At 45.6% G+C, this 24,266-nt stretch carries 26 protein-coding genes; 14 read left to right on the forward strand and 12 right to left on the reverse strand.

Annotation, left to right across the window (positions count from 1 at the left end; translation table 11 throughout):
- Nucleotide 1 precedes the first annotated feature (1 nt).
- The 7 genes from WH96_RS11055 to WH96_RS11085 all read left to right on the forward strand — a co-directional run bounded on the left by WH96_RS11055 (nt 2) and on the right by WH96_RS11085 (nt 8,386).
- Complete coding sequence (locus WH96_RS11055; RefSeq protein WP_053005845.1) at nt 2-682, forward strand: RNA-binding protein; 681 nt, start codon at nt 2-4, stop codon at nt 680-682.
- Nucleotides 679-3,357, forward strand: a complete 2,679-nt coding sequence (infB, locus tag WH96_RS11060; protein ID WP_047764172.1) for a translation initiation factor IF-2 — start codon at nt 679-681, stop codon at nt 3,355-3,357. The genes WH96_RS11055 and infB overlap by 4 nt, the downstream gene beginning before the upstream one ends.
- A 28-nt stretch (nt 3,358-3,385) precedes the next feature.
- On the forward strand, nt 3,386-3,838 hold the full coding sequence (rbfA, locus tag WH96_RS11065) for a 30S ribosome-binding factor RbfA (RefSeq protein WP_047764173.1): 453 nt from the start codon (nt 3,386-3,388) through the stop codon (nt 3,836-3,838).
- Nucleotides 3,838-4,767 (forward strand): tRNA pseudouridine(55) synthase TruB, encoded by a 930-nt coding sequence (truB, locus tag WH96_RS11070; RefSeq protein ID WP_047764174.1) that lies wholly within the window; start codon nt 3,838-3,840, stop codon nt 4,765-4,767. The genes rbfA and truB overlap by 1 nt, the downstream gene beginning before the upstream one ends.
- Before the next feature lie 36 nt (nt 4,768-4,803).
- Complete coding sequence (rpsO, locus tag WH96_RS11075; protein ID WP_047764175.1) at nt 4,804-5,073, forward strand: 30S ribosomal protein S15; 270 nt, start codon at nt 4,804-4,806, stop codon at nt 5,071-5,073.
- A 276-nt stretch (nt 5,074-5,349) separates the two neighbouring features.
- Nucleotides 5,350-7,467 (forward strand): polyribonucleotide nucleotidyltransferase, encoded by a 2,118-nt coding sequence (gene pnp, locus WH96_RS11080; RefSeq protein ID WP_047764176.1) that lies wholly within the window; start codon nt 5,350-5,352, stop codon nt 7,465-7,467.
- Nucleotides 7,468-7,633: 166 nt separating this feature from the next.
- Nucleotides 7,634-8,386 carry a glycerophosphodiester phosphodiesterase family protein gene (locus WH96_RS11085; protein WP_047764177.1) on the forward strand — a complete coding sequence of 251 codons (753 nt, stop codon included), beginning with the start codon at nt 7,634-7,636 and terminating at the stop codon, nt 8,384-8,386.
- A 41-nt stretch (nt 8,387-8,427) separates the two neighbouring features.
- Here the strand turns inward: WH96_RS11085 and WH96_RS11090 are convergent, their stop codons facing one another.
- Nucleotides 8,428-9,303 carry a LysR family transcriptional regulator gene (locus WH96_RS11090; protein WP_047764178.1) on the reverse strand — a complete coding sequence of 292 codons (876 nt, stop codon included), beginning with the start codon at nt 9,301-9,303 and terminating at the stop codon, nt 8,428-8,430.
- Between the two features lie 135 nt (nt 9,304-9,438).
- Here WH96_RS11090 and gstA point away from each other — a divergent pair, with 135 nt between their 5' ends.
- From gstA to WH96_RS11115, 5 genes are all read left to right on the forward strand, one after another.
- A complete protein-coding gene (gene gstA, locus WH96_RS11095; RefSeq protein WP_047764179.1) occupies nt 9,439-10,050 on the forward strand; it encodes a glutathione transferase GstA in 612 nt (203 codons plus the stop codon).
- Complete coding sequence (locus WH96_RS11100; protein WP_047764180.1) at nt 10,050-10,451, forward strand: nuclear transport factor 2 family protein; 402 nt, start codon at nt 10,050-10,052, stop codon at nt 10,449-10,451. The genes gstA and WH96_RS11100 overlap by 1 nt, the downstream gene beginning before the upstream one ends.
- A complete protein-coding gene (locus WH96_RS11105; protein ID WP_047764181.1) occupies nt 10,452-10,673 on the forward strand; it encodes a tautomerase family protein in 222 nt (73 codons plus the stop codon).
- A gap of 226 nt (nt 10,674-10,899) precedes the next feature.
- A complete protein-coding gene (locus WH96_RS11110) occupies nt 10,900-11,517 on the forward strand; it encodes a pyridoxamine 5'-phosphate oxidase family protein (protein ID WP_047764182.1) in 618 nt (205 codons plus the stop codon).
- A 26-nt stretch (nt 11,518-11,543) separates the two neighbouring features.
- The gene (locus WH96_RS11115) at nt 11,544-11,942 is read left to right on the forward strand and encodes a GFA family protein (protein WP_053005858.1); all 399 of its coding nucleotides are present in this window, start codon (nt 11,544-11,546) and stop codon (nt 11,940-11,942) included.
- A gap of 143 nt (nt 11,943-12,085) precedes the next feature.
- Here the strand turns inward: WH96_RS11115 and WH96_RS11120 are convergent, their stop codons facing one another.
- The 5 genes from WH96_RS11120 to fabA form a co-directional block, all read right to left on the reverse strand.
- Nucleotides 12,086-12,685 carry a LysE family translocator gene (locus WH96_RS11120; protein ID WP_047764184.1) on the reverse strand — a complete coding sequence of 200 codons (600 nt, stop codon included), beginning with the start codon at nt 12,683-12,685 and terminating at the stop codon, nt 12,086-12,088.
- Nucleotides 12,686-12,821: 136 nt separating this feature from the next.
- Complete coding sequence (locus WH96_RS11125) at nt 12,822-13,238, reverse strand: YqaA family protein (RefSeq protein WP_047764185.1); 417 nt, start codon at nt 13,236-13,238, stop codon at nt 12,822-12,824.
- A gap of 86 nt (nt 13,239-13,324) precedes the next feature.
- Nucleotides 13,325-14,101 carry an enoyl-ACP reductase FabI gene (locus WH96_RS11130; protein ID WP_204248183.1) on the reverse strand — a complete coding sequence of 259 codons (777 nt, stop codon included), beginning with the start codon at nt 14,099-14,101 and terminating at the stop codon, nt 13,325-13,327.
- Nucleotides 14,102-14,197: 96 nt separating this feature from the next.
- Complete coding sequence (gene fabB / locus WH96_RS11135; protein ID WP_047764187.1) at nt 14,198-15,421, reverse strand: beta-ketoacyl-ACP synthase I; 1,224 nt, start codon at nt 15,419-15,421, stop codon at nt 14,198-14,200.
- A gap of 66 nt (nt 15,422-15,487) precedes the next feature.
- Nucleotides 15,488-16,000 (reverse strand): 3-hydroxyacyl-[acyl-carrier-protein] dehydratase FabA, encoded by a 513-nt coding sequence (gene fabA / locus WH96_RS11140; RefSeq protein WP_047764300.1) that lies wholly within the window; start codon nt 15,998-16,000, stop codon nt 15,488-15,490.
- A 393-nt stretch (nt 16,001-16,393) separates the two neighbouring features.
- On the opposite strand from fabA, the gene irrA reads away from it, so the two are divergent.
- A complete protein-coding gene (gene irrA, locus WH96_RS11145; protein ID WP_047764188.1) occupies nt 16,394-16,831 on the forward strand; it encodes an iron response transcriptional regulator IrrA in 438 nt (145 codons plus the stop codon).
- A 149-nt stretch (nt 16,832-16,980) separates the two neighbouring features.
- Here the strand turns inward: irrA and WH96_RS11150 are convergent, their stop codons facing one another.
- Entirely contained in the window at nt 16,981-17,556 is a 576-nt protein-coding gene (locus WH96_RS11150; protein WP_245629478.1) for an SH3 domain-containing protein, read from the reverse strand.
- 251 nt (nt 17,557-17,807) lie between these two features.
- On the opposite strand from WH96_RS11150, the gene WH96_RS11155 reads away from it, so the two are divergent.
- On the forward strand, nt 17,808-18,794 hold the full coding sequence (locus WH96_RS11155) for a 2-hydroxyacid dehydrogenase (protein ID WP_047764189.1): 987 nt from the start codon (nt 17,808-17,810) through the stop codon (nt 18,792-18,794).
- 358 nt (nt 18,795-19,152) lie between these two features.
- Here the strand turns inward: WH96_RS11155 and WH96_RS11160 are convergent, their stop codons facing one another.
- The 5 genes from WH96_RS11160 to thiB form a co-directional block, all read right to left on the reverse strand.
- Nucleotides 19,153-19,800 carry a glutathione S-transferase family protein gene (locus WH96_RS11160; RefSeq protein ID WP_047764190.1) on the reverse strand — a complete coding sequence of 216 codons (648 nt, stop codon included), beginning with the start codon at nt 19,798-19,800 and terminating at the stop codon, nt 19,153-19,155.
- A gap of 81 nt (nt 19,801-19,881) precedes the next feature.
- Entirely contained in the window at nt 19,882-20,670 is a 789-nt protein-coding gene (locus tag WH96_RS11165; protein ID WP_047764191.1) for a transporter substrate-binding domain-containing protein, read from the reverse strand.
- A gap of 152 nt (nt 20,671-20,822) precedes the next feature.
- Nucleotides 20,823-21,500, reverse strand: a complete 678-nt coding sequence (thiQ, locus tag WH96_RS11170; RefSeq protein WP_047764192.1) for a thiamine ABC transporter ATP-binding protein — start codon at nt 21,498-21,500, stop codon at nt 20,823-20,825.
- Complete coding sequence (gene thiP, locus WH96_RS11175) at nt 21,493-23,175, reverse strand: thiamine/thiamine pyrophosphate ABC transporter permease (RefSeq protein ID WP_047764193.1); 1,683 nt, start codon at nt 23,173-23,175, stop codon at nt 21,493-21,495. The genes thiQ and thiP overlap by 8 nt, the downstream gene beginning before the upstream one ends.
- Nucleotides 23,176-23,225: 50 nt before the next feature.
- Nucleotides 23,226-24,248, reverse strand: a complete 1,023-nt coding sequence (thiB, locus tag WH96_RS11180) for a thiamine ABC transporter substrate binding subunit (RefSeq protein ID WP_082130435.1) — start codon at nt 24,246-24,248, stop codon at nt 23,226-23,228.
- Nucleotides 24,249-24,266: the final 18 nt, after the last annotated feature.

A 24,266-nucleotide genomic window follows, 5' to 3' on the forward strand; every position in this document is an offset into this window, starting at 1 on the left:
TTTGGTTAAGTCTGTAACGACGAAAAAAGCTGAGGGAAAAAAGAAGGTCAGAAAAAAGCGAAAGAGCGAACCTGAAAGACGCTGCATCGCTTCTGGTGATCTTTTTCCTCAGTCGGCCCTGTTGAAATTTGTGATCGGGCCGGAGGGAAATGTGGTTCCGGATTTATTCGGAAAACTGCCGGGACGCGGAATCTGGTTGTCTCCAAGCCGGGATATGGTAGAGAAAGCGTGTCATAAGCAATTATTCGCTCGTTCGGCAAAAGCGAAAGTCAAAGTACCCGATGATTTGATCGGGCAACTTGACGCGCAGCTAACGAAACGTTGCCTTGATGCTCTAGGTCTGGCAAAACGTGCAGGACATTTAGTAGCAGGGTTTGAGAAAACGAAAGCTTGGCTTTCTTCAGGGAACGTCAAGATACTTGTACAAGCCGCAGACGCGGCAGAAGATGGGCGCGGTAAAATTCGTGCATTGGCCAGGGCGATTGATCCTGATTTGCCGATAAACGAAATTTTTACCGGGCATGAGCTAGGGCAAGCGCTAGGCCGAGATACTTGGGTACATGTAGCGCTTAGACCGAGTGGAATCGCTGATAGGTTCGCCGCTGATGTGGCGCGGTTGTTAGCTGTAAGAGGAATTGCGGGACATCCCGCCAAAAAAGTAAGTGGACGCCTGAAAGAATGACCTCGAGCAAGGACACCAGTAAGAGCAAAAAGCCGCTGACATTAAGCCGGCCGAATACGCTTGAGTTGAAGAAAACTGTAGAAACCGGCCAGGTTAAGCAGAGTTTTAGCCATGGGCGGTCTAAATCCGTTACTGTGGAAGTCAAACGTAGCCGGACATTTGAACGCGGTGAGAGTGGACGCATGGCAGAAGTCACTGCGCCAGAACCTAGTCTGACCGAAGCGCCGAAGCCAGAGAAGAAAGCACCTGCTGCACCTAAAAAAGTGGCAAAGCCTGTGGCGCCGCATGATGATCTGACGAATGCTGAAAAAGCAAAACGTATGCAGGTCCTTGCGGCCGCACGTGAAGCTGAAGAGAGCAAAAAGCAGGCTGCAGAAGAAGAGCAAAAGCGTTTGGACGAAGAAAACAAACGCAAAGCCGCAATTCAGGCTGAAGAAGACGCCCGTTATGCTGCGGAAGAAGCTGAGCGCGTAAAAGCTGAACAGGCTGTTGCTCGGGCTGAAAACACTAAAAGCTCTATGGAAAAAGCAGAAGAAGAAGCCAAGGCTGCTGCACGTGTAACGACAGAAGCACGTAAGAAGCGTGAAGCTGCTGAGCGTGCGCCTGATCCTCGTTCGGCCAAGCCAAAGCCAAGACCAAAGAAAAAGCCTAATGTTGCACCGGCATCTGTTGGGGAAGCTATCGCAAATGAGCTTGGTGGTCGTGTCAAGCAAGGTAACAAACCTACCTTTGTTCCAAAGCAGGCTACTGATAAAAAAGAGGCTACTGGTGATCGTCGTAATAAAGGCAAGCTAACGATATCCAGTGCAACTTCGGATAATGATGGTCGTCAACGTTCGTTGGCATCGGTTAAACGTCGTCGTCAGAAGAAACTTCAGCAAGAGCGTGGTGGAAATCGTGCTGCTCCGATGAAGGTCTTACGCGAAGTTATCCTGCCTGAAACAATTACCGTCCAAGAACTCGCCAACCGTATGGCAGAGCGGGCCACAGAAGTTATCAAGCAGCTGATGAAACTTGGTGTAATGGCAACGATCAATCAGACGATTGATGCGGATACAGCAGAGTTGGTTATTCAGGAACTGGGTCATACAATTAAACGTGTTACAGCAGCTGATGTTGAAGAGGGTATCCTTGGTAACCAGGATGAAACCGATGATGAACAGCAGCCGCGTTCACCTGTGGTTACGATCATGGGCCACGTGGATCATGGTAAAACATCGTTGTTGGATGCTATTCGCTCTGCGGATGTTGTCCGTGGTGAAGCTGGTGGTATTACACAGCACATTGGTGCTTATCAGGTGAACCTGGCCTCTGGTAATAAAATCACTTTCCTGGATACACCGGGTCACGCTGCTTTTACTGAAATGCGCCTACGTGGTGCAACTGTAACAGATATCGTTGTTCTGGTTGTTGCTGGTGATGACGGTATCATGGAGCAGACAGTTGAGGCGATTAACCACGCTAAAGCTTCCGATGCGCCGATCATTGTCGCGATCAACAAAATGGATAAGCCTGAAGCAAATGCTGATCGTGTGAAGCAGGAACTGCTTCAACATGAGCTTATTGTCGAAGACATGGGTGGTGAGATCCAGACTGTTGAAGTTTCAGCAAAAACAAAAATGGGTATTGATAAGCTTGAAGAAGCGATCATGCTCCAGGCTGAATTACTTGAATTGAAAGCAAATGCGGATCGTGCAGCTATCGGCGCTGTAATTGAAGCTAAGCTCGATAAAGGCCGTGGTTCTGTCGCGACTGTACTTGTACAAAAAGGAACGCTGAATGTTGGCGATATCTTTGTAACAGGTAGCGAGTGGGGTCGTGTTCGTGCCATGACAAACGAACGTGGTCAAAAGGTGAATTCTGCTGGACCGTCACTTCCTGTTGAGGTGCTGGGTCTAAACGGTACACCGAGTGCTGGTGATGACTTTGTTGTTGTTGAAAATGATGCCAAAGCTCGTGAAATCGCGGAATATCGTGAACAGAAGAAAAAAGATCTTGCTGCTGCAGCGGCCGGTCGTGGTTCTCTGGAACAGATGCTTGCCAAGCTTAAAGAGGGTAAAGCAGAAGAACTTCCGGTTATTGTCAAAGCTGATGTACACGGTTCTATGGAAGCTATTGCTACAAGCTTGCAGAAAATGAACACTGACGAAGTTAAGGTGAACATTCTTCATACCGGGGTTGGTGCAATCAACGAATCTGATATTACTTTGGCTCAGTCTACGGGTGCATTCGTTATTGCTTTTAACGTTCGTGCGAACCCGCAGGCACGTGAAATGTCACGTCGCGAAAACGTGGACATTCGTTATTACTCCATCATCTACAATGTTGTTGATGATGTGAAAGCAGCGATGAGCGGCCTTCTTGAGCCTGAACAGCGCGAGAAATTCACCGGGTATGCCCAAATCCGTGAAGTCTTTAATATTACCAAGGTTGGTAAAATTGCTGGTTGCATGATCACCGAAGGTTCAGTTCAACGCGGATCTAAAGTTCGCTTGCTACGCGATAATGTGGTTATCCATGACGGTTCTCTGAAGACTTTGCGTCGCTTCAAAGATGAAGTGAAGGAAGTCAAAGAAGGCTACGAGTGTGGTATGGCCTTTGAAAACTATTCAGACATTCAAGTGGGCGACCAGATTGAGTGTTACGTCATCGAAGAAATCGCACGAGAGCTATAATAGCTCTCGTCAGCGATAAAGGGATGATATGAGTTCCAATAATAAAAACCGCAGTGGTACACCTAGAAGCCAAAGACAGTTACGCGTGGGCGAAGAAATTCGCCACGCGATGTCTGAAGTTCTGAACCGGACAAGTTTTAATGATCCAAATCTGGAAGGCGTGATTATCACAATTTCAGAGGTCCGTATTAGTCCTGATCTGAAGAATGCGACGGCTTTTGTTGTGCCTTTGGGTGGCGCTGATCTTGATGCAGTTACTAAATCGTTGAACAAGGCGAATGGTTTTTTTCGACGTGAATTAAGTCATATGCTGCGACTGAGAAGCTGTCCTCGGATCGGTTTTGAGCCTGATACATCATTTGATGAAGCTGCTAAAATTAATACTTTGCTGCAAAGCGATAGTGTTCAACAGGACCTGCTCCACAACGACGACGAATCTTTAGCCGAGTCGCAACATGGGAATGACGAAGCGGACAGCTAATGGCCCGTAAGAAAAAAGGTCTTCCTATTCATGGATGGCTTGTTTTGGACAAGCCTCTTGGATTTTCTTCGACACAATTGGTTGGCAAGGCGAGACGCATTCTTAATGCTCAGAAAGTCGGGCATGGCGGAACGCTTGATCCCTTGGCGAGTGGTTTGCTTCCCTTGGCATTTGGAGAGGCAACCAAAACAGTATCCTATGCGATGGATGGGCGTAAAACCTATCGCTTTGCGGTCAAGTGGGGAGAAGCTACCACTACAGAAGATCGCGAGGGCGATGTTATTGAAACCAGTCCTGTTCGCCCCTTAAAAAAAGATGTACTTCAGATGCTTACACGTTTTGTTGGCGACGTGGAGCAAGTTCCCCCGCGTTACTCGGCAATTAAGGTTGATGGCAAAAGAGCTTACGATCTTGCCCGTGATGGCGATGAAGAGTTTGAGTTGAAATCTCGAATTGTACGTGTTGACCGATTTGATTTAATCGAAATGCGCAGCGACGATGTGGCCGAGTTTGAGGTGGATTGCGGCAAGGGAACTTATATCCGTTCTCTGGGACGTGACCTTGCCAAGGCATTGGGGACCTGTGCTCATGTTATTGAGCTACGACGTACACGCGTAGGACCCTTTACTCTAGAACATGCGATTTCACTGGAATCTCTTGAAGAGATCGGGCATAGTCCGGCTGCCGATGAGCTTTTGCTCCCGGTAGAGACCGCGCTGGACGACATCTCGGCGTTGGCCTTATCAGAAACTGAAGCAACCCGTCTTCGTCAGGGTCAGGTGTTATCTATGATAACACGACACGATCTTGACCGTATTGGTGACTTAGTTAACGGCGCTGTTTTTCTGGCAACAGAAAATGGAACACCCGTTGCTCTGGCCCGATTTGAAAAAGGTGAGGTTAGATCAGTACGTGTTTTAAATCTCTAGGATTTTCCTAGATAGCTTTTAAAGAAGGAAAAAGCGATGTCGATTACGGCTGAGCGTAAGCAGGAGCTCGTCAAAGAGTTCGCAACTGTTGAAGGTGATACTGGTTCTCCAGAAGTACAGGTAGCTATTCTATCTGAGCGTATCAACAACCTGACTGAACACCTGAAAGATCATAAAAAGGATTTCCATTCCCGTCGTGGTCTTCTTGGGATGGTTGGTCAGCGTCGTCGTCTGCTGGACTACACCAAAAAGAAAAATCAGGGCCGTTATGATGCTTTGATTAAACGTCTCGGCCTTCGCCGCTAAGGCAAAGGAAGTTTCATGTAACACCCGGTCCACAGCGAATATCATTCCTGTTGACCGGGTGTACGTCTATTCGAGGACTGGCCAAGTGTAGGAATGTGAGAATTTTTCTCGCTATGCCGTGAATTGGGCATGAACTGAATAGTTATTTGATATTGTTTCGGGGGGCGGGGCAATGTCAGGTCTGCGCCGGTCCTGCGTAAGCTGTTCGAATATACGGACAGTTTACGTAGGCCCGGCAAAATAAAAGAAACCGGCCCGTCATAATAAGGAAAACTGATGTTTAACATCTACACTAAAGAAATTGAATGGGGTGGTCGTACCCTTAAGCTGGAAACTGGTCAGATTGCACGTCAGGCCGACGGTGCAGTATTGGCAACTTACGGTGACACTGTTGTACTTTGTACAGCTGTTGGTGCACGTAGCGTAAAACCTGGTCAGGATTTTTTCCCGCTGACAGTAAACTATCAGGAAAAAACCTATGCTGCAGGTAAGATACCTGGTGGTTTCTTCAAACGTGAAGCGCGCCCATCTGAAAAGGAAACTTTGGTTTCTCGTCTGATTGACCGTCCACTTCGTCCGCTTTTTGCTGATGGATATCTAAACGAAACTCAGGTTATCTGTACTGTTGTCAGTCACGATCTTGAAAATGATCCTGACATCATTGCTATGATTGGTGCTTCTGCGGCACTGACAATCTCTGGTCTTCCCTTCCTCGGCCCAATTGGTGGCTGTCGCGTTGGTTATGAGAATGATGAATACGTTCTTAACCCGTTGATGCAAGATTACGAGAACATGGATCTTGATCTTGTTCTGGCCGGTACGCACGAAGGTGTGTTGATGGTTGAATCAGAAGCAAAAGAGCTGTCCGAAGAAGTTATGCTCGGCGCTGTTGCTTTTGGTCATGAACAGATGATGCCTGTGATCAATGCAATTATTGAATTGGCTGAAGAGTGTGCAAAAGATCCTCGTGAACTAGCACCTGTTGATCCCGCTGTTGCTGCCGTGAAAGAAAAACTGATCGCTGGTAGCATTCTTGATAAATTTGCGGAAGCCTACGGCGAGCAGGAAAAACTGCAACGTCAGGCGAATATTGCTGCGGTTAAACAAGCCGCTTTGGAAGGTTTGGAAGAAGACGAAACTGCGATTGCCGGTGGTCTATTCAAAAAGCTGGAAGCTGAAGTTGTTCGTGGCAGTATCCTGAAAACAAGCATGCGTATCGATGGTCGTAACACCAAACAGATTCGCCCGATTGTTGCTGAAGTTGGTAAACTTCCGCTAACACACGGTTCTGCGCTCTTTACGCGTGGCGAAACACAGGCTCTTGTTACTTCTACATTGGGTACTGGCCAAGACGAGCAGATTATTGATCAGCTTGATGGCAGCTATCGTGAGCACTTCTTGCTTCACTATAACTTCCCACCATACTCTGTTGGTGAAGCTGGCTTCCTACGTGGCCCAGGCCGTCGTGAAATCGGTCATGGTAAACTTGCTTGGCGTGCGATTCGCCCATTGCTTCCAACAAAAGAAGATTTCCCATACACAATGCGTGTTGTTTCTGAGATCACAGAATCTAACGGTTCATCTTCAATGGCAACAGTTTGTGGTTCTTCGCTTGCCTTGATGGATGCTGGTGTTCCTCTTGGGTCGCCTGTTGCGGGTATCGCTATGGGACTGATTAAAGAAGGCGATGATTTTGCTGTTCTTTCTGACATTCTCGGTGATGAAGATCATCTTGGTGACATGGACTTTAAAGTTGCAGGTACTGAAAACGGTGTGACTGCGCTGCAGATGGATATCAAAATTACATCCATCACACAGGAAATCATGAAGGTTGCTCTGGAGCAGGCTCATGATGGTCGTATTCACATTCTGGGTGAAATGGCAAAAGCCCTGACATCTGGTCGTGAAGGTGTTTCCGAGCACGCACCACGCATCACAACATTCAGCATTCCAAAAGATAAAATCCGCGAAGTTATTGGTACTGGCGGTAAAGTTATCCGTGAAATCACTGAAGAAACAGGTGCCAAGATTGATATCGAAGATGACGGTACAATCAAGGTTGCTGCTGTTGATAAAGAAGCAGGCGATGCGGCTGTTGATTGGATCAAGTCAATTGTTGCTGAGCCAGAAGTTGGTGTTGTTTACGATGGTAAAGTCGTTCGCTGCGTTGATTTTGGTGCTTTCGTTAACTTTATGGGTGCCCGTGACGGTCTTGTTCATATCTCTGAGTTGGAAAACCGTCGTGTTGGCAAAGTGACCGATGTTGTAAACGAAGGTGACATGGTTAAGGTTAAATGTATCGGTATTGAGCGCGGTGGTAAGGTTAAACTTTCCATGAAACGCGTTGATCAAGAAACCGGTGAAGATCTTGAAGGCCAGGAAGACGAAGAATAAATCTCCTGCCTGGTTAGGAAGTTCGGGGATAAACTGGACCTACTATGCCATGTAAACTGGTAATTGACCTGTCATAAAAAGCAGGTATTAAGAAACGGACGATCTTGTAAAAAGATTGTCCGTTTTCTATTTCAAGTAAGCATGATTAAGTAATGGGAGATGGAGCATGGCAAACGCCACTCCGCTGGTAAAACTGCCTAAAGTACAGGCCCACAGAGGGGCAAAAGGCATTCGACCGGAAAACACAATGGCAAGTCTGCGTGAAGCTCTTGATCAAGGCGTCCGCTGGACTGAATTTGATGTGAAGCTGTCAAAGGATGGTGTTCCCATTATCTATCATGATCAGGATCTTAAACGGACGTCCGGTATCGACGAACTGGTCAAAGATTATAGCTTTGACGAGTTACAAGAGTTTGAAGCAGGTGCCTGGTTTGATGAACAATACCGGGGAGAGAAAATACCGTCCTTGGAAGAGTTTTTGCTGTTCCATATCGAACACGATCTTCACCCAAACATCGAGCTGAAGCCTTCTGATGGTGAGGAAGAAGAAACGTCACGCAGAGTGGTTGAACTTCTGAACAAAATATGGCCGAAGCACCTTGAGAAACCGCTGTTTAGCTCTTTTAAACTGAAGTCACTGGAAGTTGTCAGAGATCTTGCACCGGATCATCCCAGAGGTCTGCTGCTCTATGATGATATGACGGGCTGGCAAGAAAATGCAAAACGTCTGGAATGTTCAGCAATTCACTTGTGGCATAAGATGTATACGCCTGAACTGGTTAAAGAAATTAAACAGGCGGGTTACGTAACGGCGACCTATACAGTCAATGAAGTTGAACGCGGTGTTGAGCTTGTGGCTATGGGCGTAGAAAGCATCATTACCGATTTTCCTGGTGATATGATTAAGGCGTTGAAATAGCCGTTTTGATCTGAGATATAGGTAACAGAGCTTTGAAATCTCTACGCGGCAGTTAAGCGTTCCCAGATGAACTGAGCGACGATGCCAGTGTCTCGATTGCGGGCGCGCATTTGAAAGAGATGAGATTGTCGTGGTGGATAGCCTTCGACATTGAGAGGAACGAGTTTACCTGCATCAATTTCATTTTGAATCAGGTGTTCGGGTAGCCCTCCCCATCCCATCCCTTCCAGAATAATGTCTTTTTTTGCGGCGAAATCTGAAACAGTCCAGCGAAGACCGCCGGGAAGAAGGTCACGGCTTTGTGGTTGTTTTCCGCTTCCACTATCAGCAACGACAACCTGTATATAACTTTGCATCTCGCTAATAGAATTCATCTCGGTATTTTGTGCTGGCGCATAGTCTGGATGGGCAACGGGGATAATTTTTACCGATGCAAAGGGAATTGCTTCGACTTGATCCATCGGTGCGCCATCCGTTGTTGCAACGATGATATCCGCATTGCCCTGCAGTAACCGCTCAATAGGCCCACTCATGCTTTCGCGTGATAAATGAATATGTGTTGCCGGGTAGGCTTCGGTTGCTTCACGGATCACGTCTAATAGAGGTTTTAAAGGATATGTTGCTGTGACAGCTAAAAAAACTTCTGCTTCCTGCTTGGCTTTGAGATTTTTAGCTACGCTTCCCAGTTGTTGCATCTGCTGAAGTACGCGGGTGGCATGACGATAAAACACCTTGCCTTGAGCTGTGAGCTTGGGGCGGTATTCTTCTCGAGATAAAAGAACAATATCGATTTCTTCTTCCAGTTTTTTGAGCATGTGACTGATGGCGGATTGGGACTTGTTCAATCGCTCTGCAGCGGCTCGAAACGTTCCTGTTGTTACGATTGCCTGTAAAACGATCAACTGCTCGTGTGTCATGTTTAAATCTTCTGCGTCATAAATAATGATTAGAATAATAGATCATTATTTTGAATAAACAATATTATCTTTTGATTGTGTATGGTCTTATCTTTCTTTCAGTTAATTCATTATTGATTGAGAAAAGGAAAGACTATGAAATTATTCTATAAGCCCGGCGCCTGCCCTCTTGCCTCGCACATTATTTTACATGAAGTCGGTGCAACGTTTGAGATAGAAGAAGTCGATACGGATGCAGGTTTAACGAAGTCGGGCCAAAACTATAAGGCAATCAACAGCAAAGGCTATGTGCCTGCCTTACAATTAGAGACCGGTGAAATTCTGACCGAAGGGGCATCTATTCTTCAATACATTGCTGGTCAATATCCGGAAAAGGGTCTTGTTCCCAAAGCCGGAACAGTTGCGACAGCTCGGATGCAGGAATATTTGAACTATACCAGTGCTGAACTTCATAAGGCTTTTAGTCCTTTGTTTTTAGCTTCTTCCACTGATGGGGAAAAGCAGGCGGCTATTGTGAATGTTGGGACCAAGTTCGATTACCTGAATAATCTCTTTAGTGATGGCAGAACCTATCTTCTCGGCGATCAGTTTTCTGTTGCGGATGCTTACATGTTTGTTGTGAGTAACTGGTCAAACTTTGTTGGTGTTGAGCTTGCGAAATGGCCAAATGTTGCGGCCTTTGTTGAGCGTGTTGCAAAACGACCATCATCACAAGCTGCGATGCGTGCAGAGGGGTTACTTGGCTGATGATCAGAGAGAAAGACATCAGCAGCATTATTGGAGTGCTGGAGAATTACTTTGAGGGGTTGTACCAAGCTGATAGCAAAATTCTGACAAAAGCATTTCATCCTGATGCCCGTTATGTGAATGCTAAAGACGGGGATTATATGAACTACTCGATGTTAGATTATTTTGCCAAAGTGGATCAACGCACGCCACCCGCGAATACAGGGCAAATTCGTGAAGATGTTATTAATTCAATCGAATTTGGTGGTGATCGCATGGCCTTTGTGAAGGCAACCATGACTATGATGGGGCGTGATTACCTGGATTTTTTAACGCTGGTTTATGACGACGGTCGTTGGCAGATCATGTCAAAAATTTTCTCTTACATTCCAAAACATCAGCCGAAATCCGAGGAGGCTTAAATGCCGTATGTAAATATCAAAGTGACAAAAGAAGGTGGCCCAGAGGGGGCAGGACCAAGCTCTGAACAAAAGGCAGAACTGATCAAGGGAGTGACAGAATTGTTGGAAAAAGTTCTCCACAAAAATCCCGCAACGACCTTTGTTGTTATTGATGAAGTTGCTCTTGAGGATTGGGGAATTGGGGGGCTTTCTGTTCCTGAGTTTCGCAAACTGAAATCATAAGATTTTGATCTGAATGCCTGCGGTAACGTGTGATTGCATTTTGCCGCAGGTTGTTTTTTAGTCGTTGATTTTTCAATGAAATATGGTGATTGAAAGCTTCTGTAAATAAGATAGTATCTATCAACCTGAAATATGGTTAGCAGAGTTGCGTTGAGTGCGAGCGGGTTTTGCTGATCTATTGTTCTCTTCTTAGCGTCCTGCAGTTTAAATTAGGTTTTGGATATTTATGTCACACATTATTACCAGTGTAGATGATTTAAAGAAAATTTACGGTGAACGGAGCCCGCGTGCAGACAAAAAAGTTTTGTCCCGTTTGGATAAACACTGCCGTACCTTTATTGCAAATTGCCCTTTTTTGACGATGGCGACCAGTAGTCCAAAAACGGGGGCAGACTGTTCCCCCAAGGGTGATACACCGGGGTTTGTTAAGGTATTAAGTGATACTCAACTGGCGATACCGGATCGCCCTGGCAACAACCGCATTGATAGTTTGCTTAATCTTATTGATAATCCCCAAGTTGGTCTTCTTTTTATGATACCGGGCGTAAAAGAAACTTTGCGAATTAATGGTGAGGTACAAATTTCTGTAGATCCGGAATTGTTAAAGGATTTATCGGTGGATGGAAAAGAGCCCCACTGTGCTTTTGTGGTGACGGTTCACGAGGCGTATATCCACTGTGCAAAGTCAATTATGCGTTCGGAAATTTGGAACCCTGAAAAATTGGTTGATCGTCAAAGTCTGCCATCGATGGGCAGAATTCTCGCGGATCATATTGCTGGTGGACTGGATGCAGATGAATACGATGCGGGGATGGAAGAACGCTATCGGAAAAGTCTGTATTAGAAAAAATGCAATAGGATAAAATGGGTATGGATAAAAAAACGGGTTCATGTCTTTGCGGGGATGTGCAATTTGAAATGACGGGTGAATTACGTGATTCTATTGCTTGCCACTGTACCCAGTGTCGTAAAACCAGTGGTCATTTTGTCTCTGCCACAGCAGTTTCCAAAGATGACTTCAACATCACTGCCGATAAAGGTTTGAAGTGGTACCAATCATCCCAGAGTGCCCGGCGGGGGTTTTGCGGTAACTGTGGATCGAGTCTGTTTTGGGATCAGGACGGTCGGGATAAAATGGGCATCATGAGTGGAACAATTGATGGAGATACGGGTATCAAGACATCCAATCATATCTATGTTTCTAAAAAGGGTGATTACTACGATTTGGATGACAAGCTTCCCAAGCACAACACTTATCCGAAAGCCTAGAGAATAGATGATAAATCGGGGGGAGCTTTGTGCTTAAAGCTTATGTGAGCCTTGTTTTGGCAATGGCATTAGTTGGCGGAAATATTGCAGTAGGTAAATGTGTCTGAAAGCGCGTAAAGTGGCACCGGATAGCATGATTACTCTTAATTGAATGCCATCCACACCGCGACGATAAATAGCATTAAACCTAAAATGAAATTTAGAATATAAGCCTTTGCCTCATTCCGAAAAAGTTCGGCTATCTTATCCCCTATTGCAGCCCAAAAGAAGAATGCGAGCATATTATTTAGTGTAAAAACGGTGCTTATCCAGCCGATAGTGAAATAGAATTGAGCTCCAATAGTATTTGGTAGAAACTGTGAAAACATCAGCGCAATAATTATGTAAGCTTTGGGATTAAAAATAAGAAGTACAACGCCATCAATGAAGCTGGCGTGTTTTGCTAACGCCTTATTTTTTGTGATACCTGCGCGAATTAAACCCCAAGCGAGATAAGCTACATATAATACACCCAGATAACGAATTATTAGCATGAAGGTCGGAGCGTATGATGCACCCAACCCAAATCCGATACCTAACAGATAAGTTATTATAAAAGTCGCAATGTGATATCCCATGTTGGCTTTAAGGGTGCTTCTAAATCCAAAGCGTGCTCCATTAGCTGCGAAGAACATATTACCGGGACCGGGGCTATAGGCTAAGGGGAAGAGAAATAGGATGAGGGGTATTGTCATCAATAACATGTTTTATCTCCTGATTTGGAGTATCATCATGATGGCCAAAGAAACCCCGTTCTATCCGTTTCTTGCTTTGTACTAAGAGAAATTCTTGTCTAAAGTTTAGGCCATAGTTCTATTACTTTCTCCATTGAATATGCCTTTAAAATAGCCACCCAATAAAGATGTACCGCAATCCTTTACCAAGGAAGACTAAGGGTAAAAAGAGGATAAACCGAACCTTGAGTACACCTGCGGCAAAAGTTAGAGGATCACCTATCACAGGGATCCAGGTGAGCAATAGTGATAATGTTCCGTATTTACGGAACCATTCTGAAGCTTGATCTAACTGCTTTACCGAAAAGGGAAACCACCGGTGATCAGACCAGCGTAATAGATAACTTCCTAGCCACCAGTTCACAATGGCGCCAAGTGTGTTTCCCGTAGTTGCAATGAGTACAAGAAGCCATTTAGGATACTCTCCGGAATTCAAAGCTGCAGCCAACATGATCTCGGAGGAAAAGGGAAGTATTGTTGCGGCTAAAAAAGCGCCTAAAAAAAGACTAAGTAGGGTGAACATATTAAGTACGTCTTAAATCGAAAAGCAGCCTGTAAAAAAGGCTGCCTTTTGGCAGCCTTTTTTACAATTCTATCGAAAGAATGACCTTAGTCTTTTTTCGGGCTTGGGATCGCAATGACATTGAAGCCTGCATCAACGAAATGGACTTCACCTGTGACGCCAGCTGAAAGATCAGAGGCAAGGTAAAGGCCTGCGTTACCAACTTCTTCCAAGAGTACATTGCGCTCAAGCGGTGAGTTATCACGTGTAAAACCATAGGTGTATTTGGCATCTGCGATAGCTGAACCCGCAAGGGTGCGCATGGGGCCTGCTGAGATCGCATTAACACGTGTTCCTGTCGGGCCAAGATCTGTTGCCAGATAGCGTACAGACGATTCCAAGGCAGCTTTGGCAACACCCATAACATTGTAGTTAGGTGTTACGCGCTCTGATCCCAGATACGTGAGCGTAATCAAACTACTGTTTTCGCTGAGGAACGGTGCAGCCTTTTGGGCAACAGCCGTAAAAGAGTAACAGGATATAGACATTGTATTACGGAAATTCTCCCGCGTTGTATCTACATAACGCCCCTTAAGCTCTTCTTTGTCCGAGTAAGCGATCGCATGAACAACAAAGTCCAGGCTTCCCCATTGTTCTTTGAGTGTTACAAATACATTTTCCAATGCATCGCCGTCCTCAACATCACAAGGAAGAACCAGATCTGATCCCAATGATTCTGCCAGAGGCTCAACACGCTTTTTAAAAGCGTCACCCTGGTAGGTGAAAGCGAGTTCTGCCCCTTGGTTATGTAACGCTTGAGCAATCCCCCAGGCGATGGAGTGGTTGTTCGCGACGCCCATTATTAAGCCGCGCTTCCCGTCCATCAATGCCGTTGTCATCGTCACGTTTCTACCTTTCGTCTAATACTGCTATTCGAAGCTTTGTTATTCTTCTGAGACCCTGATTTTTATTATTAGGGATTATTCACTCAGGCGTTTGAAGATTACCGATGCATTTGTTCCGCCAAAGCCAAAGCTGTTGGACATAACGCAGTCGACTTCCTCGTTGTCTCTTCTTTCAAGGAGAATTGGCATACCTTGAGCTTCGGGATCGAGGTTTTCGATATTTGCAGATGCACACAAGAAATTGTTGTCCATCATAAGCAGTGAGTAAATGATTTCTTGAACGCCGGTCGCTCCTTGAGAGTGTCCGGTCAGGGACTTTGTTGACGAAATCCAAGGCGTATCCTGTCCCTGGAAGGTTTCCTTGATTGCATTTAGCTCGGTGCCGTCACCTACAGGTGTAGAAGTACCGTGCGCATTGATATAATTGACTTTTGTATTACCTGCTTCGGCAAGAGCAAGTTGCATACAACGGACAGCACCTTCGCCAGATGGTGCAACCATATCTGCACCATCAGATGTTGCGCCATAGCCAACGAGCTCACCATAAATTTTCGCGCCACGCGCTTTGGCATGTTCGTATTCTTCAAGCACAACGACGCCGGCACCACCGGAAATGACAAAGCCATCGCGATCCGCATCGTAGGCCCGGGATGCTTTGGTTGGATTGTCATTATATTTACTGGAAAGGGCACCCATAGCATCAAACAGAACGGTTAGTGTCCAATGCAGTTCTTCGCCACCACCGGCAAAAACGATATCCTGCTTGCCCATTTGAATAAGTTCTGCACCATTTCCAACACAGTGTGCTGATGTGGAACATGCTGATGTAATGGAATAGCTGTGGCCTTTGATTTTAAAGGCAGTACCCATATTTGCTGAGTTAGTAGAGCCCATACATCTTGGCACCATATAGGGACCAACGCGTTTGGGGCTTTTCTCTCGTGTAATATCTGCTGCTGCAACTTGGTTGGATGTCGAAGATCCACCAGAGCCCATCACAAGACCGGTTCTTATGTTAGAAACCAGATCATCGCCAAGGCCTGCGTCTTCAATGGCTTCTTTCATGGCAACATAGTTATAGGCAGAACCATCACCCATAAAACGGCGGAGCTTGCGATCAACCAAAGAATCCAGATCAATGTTGATTGATCCATGAATATGACTGCGGAAACCCAGTTCGGCATAGGTTTCGCAATACTCAATACCTGATCGTCCTTCTTTCAAAGAATCGATCACTTCTTCTTTGTTATTGCCAATGCTGGAAACAATTCCAAGTCCGGTGACGACTACGCGACGCATCTGTCGTATCCCTTCTTTACAAGCCAACCTAGATTGATAAACGGCGGCAAAAATTAATGTACTGGTTTAAGAGTCAGATTGAAACAAACCAACTTTCATATCTTTGATCTCAAACGCAACATCATCGTCAGCCATGATGATACCGTCAGAGACACCCATAACCAGTCGGCGATTTATGACTCGCTTCATATCAACTTTATAGGTCACTTTTTTTACGGACGGCGTGATCATGCTTTTCAGCTTAACTTCACCAACACCCAATGCACGACCTCTACCAAGAGCGCCTGTCCATCCAAGGAAGAAGCCGGTCATCTGCCACACGGCATCAAGACCAAGGCAACCTGGCATAACCGGATCGCCTTCGAAATGGCAGTCAAAAAACCAGAGATCAGGTTTAATGTCGTATTCTGCAATTATCTGGCCTTTGCCATGTTCGCCACCATCGTCGTTAATGGTTGTTATACGATCAAACATCAGCATTGGGGGTAAAGGTAACTGGGCATTTCCAGGACCAAAGAGTTCACCACGTCCACAAGATAGAATCTCTTCATAGGAGTAGCTGTTCTGGCGTTCGCTCAAAGGTTTATCCACCGTCTTTTATGTTGTTATCCGAACATCAGCTCTAATCGGCCGAATCCGGCGTGACTATAGCACAGGCACACCATGTCCTGGCAATGTTCTTCAAGTTGTAACAGCTCGTTTATTAAGGAATTTTATATTCTTTGTCACGAGAAGTAATCTATTGCCCTGACATGTGCGGTTTCTATGGGAAAAGATCAATCAAAAATTGAAACAATTTGAAACATTTGGCTTGCAGTACCTAAAATTTTCTATTTTTTTAATCCGAAAATAAAAATTAAAACTAAATATTCGAAAAATAATTTTGCTCTGACGCAACTTTAAGTGTGGGAAACAGGGCGTTATATGGATTTTTTCCTTTAATAGCGCAAAAACTACCTTATATTGATAAGCATGGAAAAAATACGACCTTATACAGAATTGATTGATACGCTCAAAGGTGCAGGCCTGCGACCAACGCGGCAACGTTTGGCTTTGGCCAAGTTATTGTACTCACGCGGGGATCGTCATATTTCTGCTGAGCAGCTTCATGTAGAAGCGATGGATGCCAAAGTATCAGTTTCTCTGGCAACCGTATACAACACGCTTCATCAGTTTCATGACGCCGGACTTCTCAGAGAAGTTTTGGTTGAAGCCGGGCGTTCCTATTTTGATACCAATATTAGTGATCATCATCACATTTTCTATGAAGAGACCGGTGAGCTAATTGATATCGACAAAGAGACCGTGCAGTTCAAAAACTTACCCAAGCTGCCAGAAGGTAAAGCTATTTCAAGGGTTGAGGTCGTTGTTCATGTCGTTGATCTTGATGAGAAGAGTAAGTCAGTTTAACGGACAACTCTTTCGGGATTAACCAAATTCTTCGGGATTAAATTGTCTTTTATCAGTTTATAGGCCTATCGGTGTCGGCTATTTCATACGCTTGTGCCGAGCCTTTTGTCAGGCCTTTCCTAAATTTTGGACTCATTAATTAGTCTGAGTCAGTCGAAAACTTCGCCTTGGTATGAACCATAGAGGGAGCTTCGCTGAAGCCAGCCTGAAATATCGTTGATTTCGACCTGACACCAGTCGTCCATATTACAGGAGTCAAGTTCACCAATGACACCTGCTTCAGCTTGGACAACGGGACGGCTATTGGCCTCGGGATCATCGTAGATTGTTCGAACAGTGCCGGTAATCATCATACTCCGTTGACCTTTGAGCATCGATTGATGCACCCAACCTATTGTTCCCTGCCAATCACGAATTTGTCGCCAAGTGTCAAATTCATCGATAATCTCCACGGGCAATCTACGCCGCTGGTAAATCCACTGAATCGGGTATCGGGACCCTGGACCCGCGCGCATATTGACCTTACTGGATCGAAAGCTCACAAACCGGGGAAGGGGTAATCCGCTCGGTCCGATTTTTCTTTGTAACTGATCGTCCGTGCTGGTGCCGACGGTTTGTGCTTTGACATTCGGGGCGATCAATAGAAAACAGCATACCATCGCCATCAGACCTAAAGTGCTAAAGATACGTGCCTTTAAGAAAGACTGTACAAGCCAGAGCGTCATTTTTTTGTCCCCCGAAAAAGGTAGACGCAGCAAACTTTTTTCATATCAAATTTCAATAATATCCAAATAACTCGCGAATTGTTTGAGAGATTACCTTCCTAATTCTGTGCTGGCTAGAATTTATCGAAACAACTGTTTCTCTCTCTTGGCAAAGACCTTGTTCGCAGCATAGACTAGGGTAAAGAAACAAGACCGTTAAATTAATAATAACGGATTGTGGTAAGGACCAGCGACGGGGATCCCAGAGGCACATGACACAGAAAAAACCTCTTGTAATTGTTACGCGGCGACTTCCGGACGCGATCGAAACACGGATGATGGAACTATTTGATTGTCGTCTTAATCTTGATGACAAGCCTTTCTCTCAAAAGGAATTGATTGCAGCTGTTAAAGAAGCCGATGTTCTGGTGCCGACAGTTACAGATCGGGTTGATGCTGGGGTTCTTGCCCAGGCTGGACCGAATCTACGACTGATAGCTTCTTTTGGAACTGGTGTGGATCACATTGATCTCAAAACATGTCGCCAACGGGGCATTACCGTCACAAATACGCCGGGTGTTTTGACCGAAGATACTGCTGATATGACAATGGCACTTATTTTGGCTGTGTCCCGCCGTATCACCGAGGGTGTTAAACTAATCAAATCTGGCGAATGGAATGGATGGAGCCCGACAGGGATGCTTGGGCATCGTATGTGGGGAAAGCGGCTTGGCATCATAGGTATGGGACGTATTGGCCAGGCCGTTGCCCGTCGTGCAAAGGGGTTTGGTCTTTCCATTCATTACCATAATAGACGAAAGGTGCATCCGGATATTGAAAACGAACTGGAAGCAACCTACTGGGAAAGTCTGGATCAGATGCTCTCTCGTATGGATGTGATTTCTGTGAACTGTCCCCACACGCCTGCCACGTTTCACCTGTTATCCAGTCGACGTCTTAAGCTTTTGAATGATCGCGCGATTATTGTGAATACCAGTCGCGGCGAGGTCATTGATGAAAATGCGCTTGCCCGTCTGATCAAATCAGGGGATATCGCGGGTGCGGGGCTTGATGTATTTGAACAAGAACCTGCTGTTAATCCGAAATTGCAGGCCAGCGAGAACGTCGTTCTGTTGCCTCATATGGGGTCGGCTACAATTGAAGGCCGACATGATATGGGCGAAAAAGTCATCATCAACATCAAAACTTTTGTCGATGGACACACACCGCCCGACCGTGTTGTTGAGGCCATGTTCTAAACATAAAAGGAGCTCTCGGGCTCCTTTTATGTATGATCTTGTATAGGATGAATGCGCAAATAGATCATAAAATTTAAAGACGTGTGCTTTTTGCATGACTGAATTGAGTGAAATGGGCTTGTCCGATTCGCTTTCCTGATTTAAGATTCAGTTAACTAATTTAATGTCTCGAAAAATACATTAGTAATCTTGCTTATTTGCAGGGGACTCCGAGTTCATAGTAGAGTCAAAGTCTGGGTTAAATCGTTCGATCTCCAAATCAGACGCACCTGGAACAGAAGGCAGAGTTGATTTTTCAACTCTGCCTTTTTCTTTATTGGATTTAATTTCAGTAACAAACTTATGCGAGGACGTCGATCTATTGCGTTCTTTTAAGGTCTATCCACTGATCTACAGCGTGACCGTATTTTTTTAAAACAGGACCAACTTTGCCGTGCTTATTTAGCCTGTTTTGCCAAGTGATAAATTCGTCTGGCAAAAGGAAACTCACATTGCTTTCATGGAACATCTTTTGTGCCAATAGCAGACTGGGTGCATAGCCACAATCAGCCAGGGTTATGTCTTCTCCGGCGATATAGGGATTGAAATTGCCAAGCTGGATCAAAAGTTCTAGCCGCTGGGAAAGAGATTCTTTTACTGTTTCAATGAATTCCATATCCCTTTGTGTTGGCGCCATGTGTTTAAAAAGGGATCTTATCAGTGGTTCGACCTTCAAGTCGTGCAGGCGCGCCAGCATACGTACTTTGGCACGGTTTTCTATTGTGCTGGGTAGCAATTTTTGCTGTGTGTGTTTTTCTTCCAGATACTCACAGATGCTGTCTGATTCACTTAGAACAAGGTCATTATGAATCAAGGCAGGAACGGTACCAGCGGGAACAATGGATTTGTATTCAGCCGAACCATATCCTGATGGCGGTAGACGAACTTCGGCAGAAAGGTCTTTCAGGGCCAGTACAATTTCAACTTTTGCGCAGAAATTACTGACCGGAACAGCATAAAAAATCATGACGAATTTTACTTTTTGGGCTGATCGTAAAAATAACGGGCCATGAACAGCCCGTTATTCGATAGATATAGGGAAATAGGATTATTCAGCCAATTTCCATTTCACAGCAAGCTTGTTGAAAAAACCTTGAGTCTTTTTAAGCTCGATCCAGTGGTTGAGATAGTTAATCCACACTTGATCGTCTTGGGCAATTAGCATTGCAAGCGGCGTCGGTGAGCGTGCTTCTTTCACAGGAACAATGGCCATTTGCTCATATTTCTGAACAAGGGTGGCAGCTTCTACGTTAGAAGTAATATGCACCATCGCGCGGCCAGAGAGAACTTCCTGAAAGTCCCGTGCCGGGGCTTCGACTGATTTTAGCTGGGCCAAGGGGAAATACTCTTTGGCTTGTTGCTCTTGAACAGTTCCAAGCGTTGTTGCTACGGATACATCTGCCTTGTTGATGTCATTCCAGGAATTGAACTTATCAAGGTGCTTTTTCAGTGTTAGCGGCACGGTTCCGACGTTGTAATAACTTTGAGTATAGCCGGCAACGGCCATGCGTTTGGGGTTGAGTGATGCGGACGTTGTCATATCGTATTTATTCGCAACAACTCCGTTGATCAGGGTTTTCCAGTCGGTTGGAACAAATGTCAGTTTTACACCCATGTCCTTGGCCAATTCCGTGACCACGTCGATATCAAAGCCTTCGTAGTTACCTGTTGTCGTGTTTTTGACGGTCATGGGGTTCCAATCCCCGGTGGTACCAACTCTTAGCTCTCCAGAGCTGAGAATTTTGTTCAGGCGCGATTCATCGGCGGCATGCGCAGATGTAAAAAGTCCAACAGTTAAAAGTGTAACTGTGGCGAGTAGTGTCTGAATTTTAAGCATGAGAATTCCGGTTTTACGGCTATTTCAAAGATGGGCTCAGAAGCAAGTGTAGAACAGTTGAATATTTTGTACCAGTTCAAAGACTAAAGAGGGATACAGGCTTGCTTCAAAGTTTTGTGAACAGAACTCCAGTTAAGGACCGCTATTTTTGATCAGGTAAGGTGGACAATCCGATCCGCGATAGCATCGGCATCTTCTTTCAGGTGCGTCACCATTAATGTTAGGAGCCCGTGATTCTGATGCAGATCTTTTACAAGTTTCAACATTTCTTTGCGCAAATCCTGATCAAGAGCGCTGAAAGGTTCATCAAGTAATAAGATGGGACGCCGCCGGACTAAGCACCTGGCAAGCGCTACGCGTTGCCGTTGGCCGCCTGAGAGCTCGGCGGGAAGACGCTTTTCCAGTCCCGTGAGGCCGACATCATTAAGGGCTTGTGTTATTTGCGCCTTGTCTTGGCTTGTCAGGCGTAAACCGGGATGAATACCCAGACCTATGTTTTCTTCTGCGCTCAGGTGGGCAAAAAGATTATGTTCCTGAAAGAGACTTGTGATGGGACGTTCCGATGGTGACAAGTTGTTAAGCTCTTTACCTTCAAACTTGATCGCCCCGGAAATCGAATTTTCAAACCCCGCGATTAAGCTCAGAAGCGTTGATTTTCCAATCCCGGAAGGACCAAGGATGGCGACGAGCTCATTTGGCTCTACCCTTAAATCGAAATCCAGAACCTCTTCACTACCGTGATGTTGATAGGACAGTTTCTCAATACTTAGCCCCTGGAATGATGCTTGGTGATTTTCTTTTGGGGTCGGTGCTTCTTGATCGTCAGGCACTGGTTGAAACCCTCTTATTGGCTTTTGTGGTTGAGAAAGAGAAACGTTTTCCCGCTATTGTACGCTCTATTAGAATAAAAAGGATCAAGCTCTGAAGGCAGAGAAATAGAGCCGTGATTGCGGCGTCATCCAGACGGTAACTGCCCATTTTCTGGAACATTAAAAGCGGTAAGGTTGTAAAGTCTTGCGTTCCGAAGAGGGCGATCACACTTAAATCTCCCGTTGATAGGGCGACGGACAGCCCCAGGGCCAGTCCGAGGGCCTTCCTGTTTTGTGGCCAGTCAATAATACGTATGCGATTTAATCCTTTGATACCAAGGTTATCACATAGATGATCGCTTTTTTGTGCAGAGGTTTCAAAAGCGGGAACAAGAATTCTCAGGATAAACGGTAATGTCATCAAGGCGTTAACAATGACTACAAGAAAGGGTGCCAATACTGTCAGACTGGCAGCCGTTCTGAAGGTAATAAATAACCCGGTCGCAAGGACAAAAGGGGGAAGAAGCAGAATAATACTTCCCGATAAATCGGTCATTGTCGCGAAAGACGAGGCAAAGCTGTGCCTGCCCAACCGGTATGGTGATTGTAGGCTCCGTAGCATTAGCGCAATGCCGATGGCAAGTATCAGTGCAATGCACCCCGCAGCTAATGAAATGAGTAGGCTGTTAAACGAAGCAGTCCATAATTTTTCATCTGTTAAGACGGCTATCAGACGAGGAGAAACAGCTTTCCAGACGGTGGCAATCAAAGGGGGGATAACCAAAAACACCATGGCCAGTAGGGCTAACCCATCGGTTATTTTCGCGATGGTATGCCGCGCATCAAACCGTTGAACAGAACGCTCCTCTGTTTTTTGCAGTACGACGTGACGGGCAAACTTGCTGCCAATGATGAGTAGGATAAGACAAAGGCTTAACTGGGCAAGAGACAGGATGACAGCTTTGGGAATATCAAAGTCAAAACGTATGGCTTGATAAATAGCAACTTCCAGAGTGTTTGTTGAGGGGCCGCCGCCAAGGGCAAGAACAACGGCAAAAGACGTAAAACAAAGTAAAAAGACAAGTCCACACGATGCCGGAATTATGCGTCGAAGAAGCGGCCATTCAACAAGCCGGAAAATATCTTTTCCTGTCATGCCAAGTTGCGCTGTTGTCCGCCAGTATTCCGGCGGTAAAGCTTCGAGGCTTTGTAAAAAGATCCGCGAGAGAAGCGGCGCGTTAAAGAATACGTGGGCGATCAGAATGCCTGTGAGGCCGTAGAGATAGTTTCCGGCACTGATATCGAACAGGGAAAGGAACTGATTAAGCCATCCGTTACGACCATGCATGGCGACGATGCCAAAGACGCCAACAATTGTTGGAATGATAAGTGAGAGTGAGGCGAGTTGCAGGAAGATTTGTCGCCCTGGTAAAGTCGGTCGTCTGGCAAGGGCGCGGGCAACAGGAATAGCCACAAGTGTTGCCAAAAGTGTGCTCAAACCAGCTTGAAAGAAGGTAAAGCCAATAACCCGAAATAGATAGTTATTTTGAAATATACGAGCGAGATCTATGTTTCTGATCTCAGAGAAAAGGCCGCTAAAGGCAAAGCCCAATATCAAAGCGATAAAGCTGAGGCTCAAAAAGCCTGGCCACAAATACATCAGCCATTTTTGTACAGATTGTAATGGCCTTTGCATTATAAAATGCCTTGATATCGGGACTTTAACATCACGGGGTACTTTTCGACTTAGTGATTGATGGAATTTAACCAGTTATCAACCCATGCCTGCCGATTGTTTTTTGCTTCTTCAGGTGCAAAAAGCAGTGATTTATCTGGACGTGGTAACTCGGCAAATGTCCCTGGAAGGTCTTTCCCCAGATCAATAACCGGATACATCCAGTTGCCAGTAGGAATCTCACTCTGGAAGCCTGATGTCGCAATGAAATTTAGAAATTCCTGAGCTAATTCAGGTTCTTTTGCTGTCTTTAGCTGAGCAGCAACTTCGACCTGCATGTAGTGACCTTCCGAGAAAATAGCAGCTTTATACTGCTTCTTTTCTTCGGCGATGATGTGATAGGCGGGGGACGTTGTATAGCTCAACACCATATCTGCTTCGCCGTCGAGGAAGAGGCCGTAAGCTTCGCTCCACCCTTTGGTCACGGTAACAATTTTCGGAGAAAGCTTTTTCCACGCATCTGCCGATTTATCGCCGTATACATTTTGCATCCACATCATCAAACCAAGGCCTGGCGTTGAACTACGCGGATCCTGAATGATGATTTTTAGATCCGGATTGCCGTTAATGAGGTTATCAAGGCTTGAAGGGGGATTGGCCAGCTTTTCACTGTCATAAACAAAGGCAAAATAGCCATAGTCAAAAGGAATAAACTGCTCGTCTTTCCAATCAATGGGCAGGTCGACGTTAGATAAATCGACATTGCTTTTAGCAAAGAGGCCTGTGGCAGCGGCCTCAGCGATCAAATTGGTATCAAGACCCAATACAACATCTGCCGTGCTGTCTTTGCCCTCTAACTTCAGGCGGCTGAGAATACCAACGGAAGAATCAAGGGCGACAAACTTCAGATCACAATTACAACTGGCTTCAAAAGCTTTTTCTACCTTTGGGCCAGCTCCCCAGTCAGCAGCAAAGGAATCATAGGTGTATACAGTCAGGATTTTTTTATCCTGTTCTTGAGCTTGAGCGTTAAGGCTCAAACCAAGGGCGAGTGTTGTAGCTGTCAGGGCAGCCATTGTTGTGCGCAGGATCATGCGACGCTCCATAAAAGA

Origin of the sequence: Kiloniella spongiae (genome assembly GCF_001026905.1) — a bacterium.
Taxonomy (GTDB): Bacteria; Pseudomonadota; Alphaproteobacteria; order Kiloniellales; family Kiloniellaceae; genus Kiloniella; species Kiloniella spongiae.

Excerpts from the sequence above, each read along its gene's own strand:
- rbfA (WP_047764173.1), top strand. The coding sequence starts at position 3,386 with ATGAGTTCCAATAATAAAAACCGCAGTGGTACACCTAGAAGCCAAAGA.
- truB (WP_047764174.1), top strand. The coding sequence starts at position 3,838 with ATGGCCCGTAAGAAAAAAGGTCTTCCTATTCATGGATGGCTTGTTTTG.
- infB (WP_047764172.1), top strand. The coding sequence starts at position 679 with ATGACCTCGAGCAAGGACACCAGTAAGAGCAAAAAGCCGCTGACATTA.
- thiB (WP_082130435.1), bottom strand. The coding sequence starts at position 24,248 with ATGATCCTGCGCACAACAATGGCTGCCCTGACAGCTACAACACTCGCC.
- irrA (WP_047764188.1), top strand. The coding sequence starts at position 16,394 with ATGGAAAAAATACGACCTTATACAGAATTGATTGATACGCTCAAAGGT.
- WH96_RS11155 (WP_047764189.1), top strand. The coding sequence starts at position 17,808 with ATGACACAGAAAAAACCTCTTGTAATTGTTACGCGGCGACTTCCGGAC.
- WH96_RS11120 (WP_047764184.1), bottom strand. The coding sequence starts at position 12,685 with ATGTTATTGATGACAATACCCCTCATCCTATTTCTCTTCCCCTTAGCC.
- WH96_RS11150 (WP_245629478.1), bottom strand. The coding sequence starts at position 17,556 with ATGACGCTCTGGCTTGTACAGTCTTTCTTAAAGGCACGTATCTTTAGC.
- WH96_RS11115 (WP_053005858.1), top strand. The coding sequence starts at position 11,544 with ATGGATAAAAAAACGGGTTCATGTCTTTGCGGGGATGTGCAATTTGAA.
- WH96_RS11090 (WP_047764178.1), bottom strand. The coding sequence starts at position 9,303 with ATGACACACGAGCAGTTGATCGTTTTACAGGCAATCGTAACAACAGGA.
- WH96_RS11100 (WP_047764180.1), top strand. The coding sequence starts at position 10,050 with ATGATCAGAGAGAAAGACATCAGCAGCATTATTGGAGTGCTGGAGAAT.
- WH96_RS11125 (WP_047764185.1), bottom strand. The coding sequence starts at position 13,238 with ATGTTCACCCTACTTAGTCTTTTTTTAGGCGCTTTTTTAGCCGCAACA.
- pnp (WP_047764176.1), top strand. The coding sequence starts at position 5,350 with ATGTTTAACATCTACACTAAAGAAATTGAATGGGGTGGTCGTACCCTT.
- fabB (WP_047764187.1), bottom strand. The coding sequence starts at position 15,421 with ATGCGTCGCGTAGTCGTCACCGGACTTGGAATTGTTTCCAGCATTGGC.
- WH96_RS11160 (WP_047764190.1), bottom strand. The coding sequence starts at position 19,800 with ATGATTTTTTATGCTGTTCCGGTCAGTAATTTCTGCGCAAAAGTTGAA.
- WH96_RS11130 (WP_204248183.1), bottom strand. The coding sequence starts at position 14,101 with ATGGACGGGAAGCGCGGCTTAATAATGGGCGTCGCGAACAACCACTCC.
- rpsO (WP_047764175.1), top strand. The coding sequence starts at position 4,804 with ATGTCGATTACGGCTGAGCGTAAGCAGGAGCTCGTCAAAGAGTTCGCA.
- WH96_RS11105 (WP_047764181.1), top strand. The coding sequence starts at position 10,452 with ATGCCGTATGTAAATATCAAAGTGACAAAAGAAGGTGGCCCAGAGGGG.
- WH96_RS11165 (WP_047764191.1), bottom strand. The coding sequence starts at position 20,670 with ATGCTTAAAATTCAGACACTACTCGCCACAGTTACACTTTTAACTGTT.
- gstA (WP_047764179.1), top strand. The coding sequence starts at position 9,439 with ATGAAATTATTCTATAAGCCCGGCGCCTGCCCTCTTGCCTCGCACATT.
- thiP (WP_047764193.1), bottom strand. The coding sequence starts at position 23,175 with ATGCAAAGGCCATTACAATCTGTACAAAAATGGCTGATGTATTTGTGG.
- WH96_RS11110 (WP_047764182.1), top strand. The coding sequence starts at position 10,900 with ATGTCACACATTATTACCAGTGTAGATGATTTAAAGAAAATTTACGGT.
- WH96_RS11085 (WP_047764177.1), top strand. The coding sequence starts at position 7,634 with ATGGCAAACGCCACTCCGCTGGTAAAACTGCCTAAAGTACAGGCCCAC.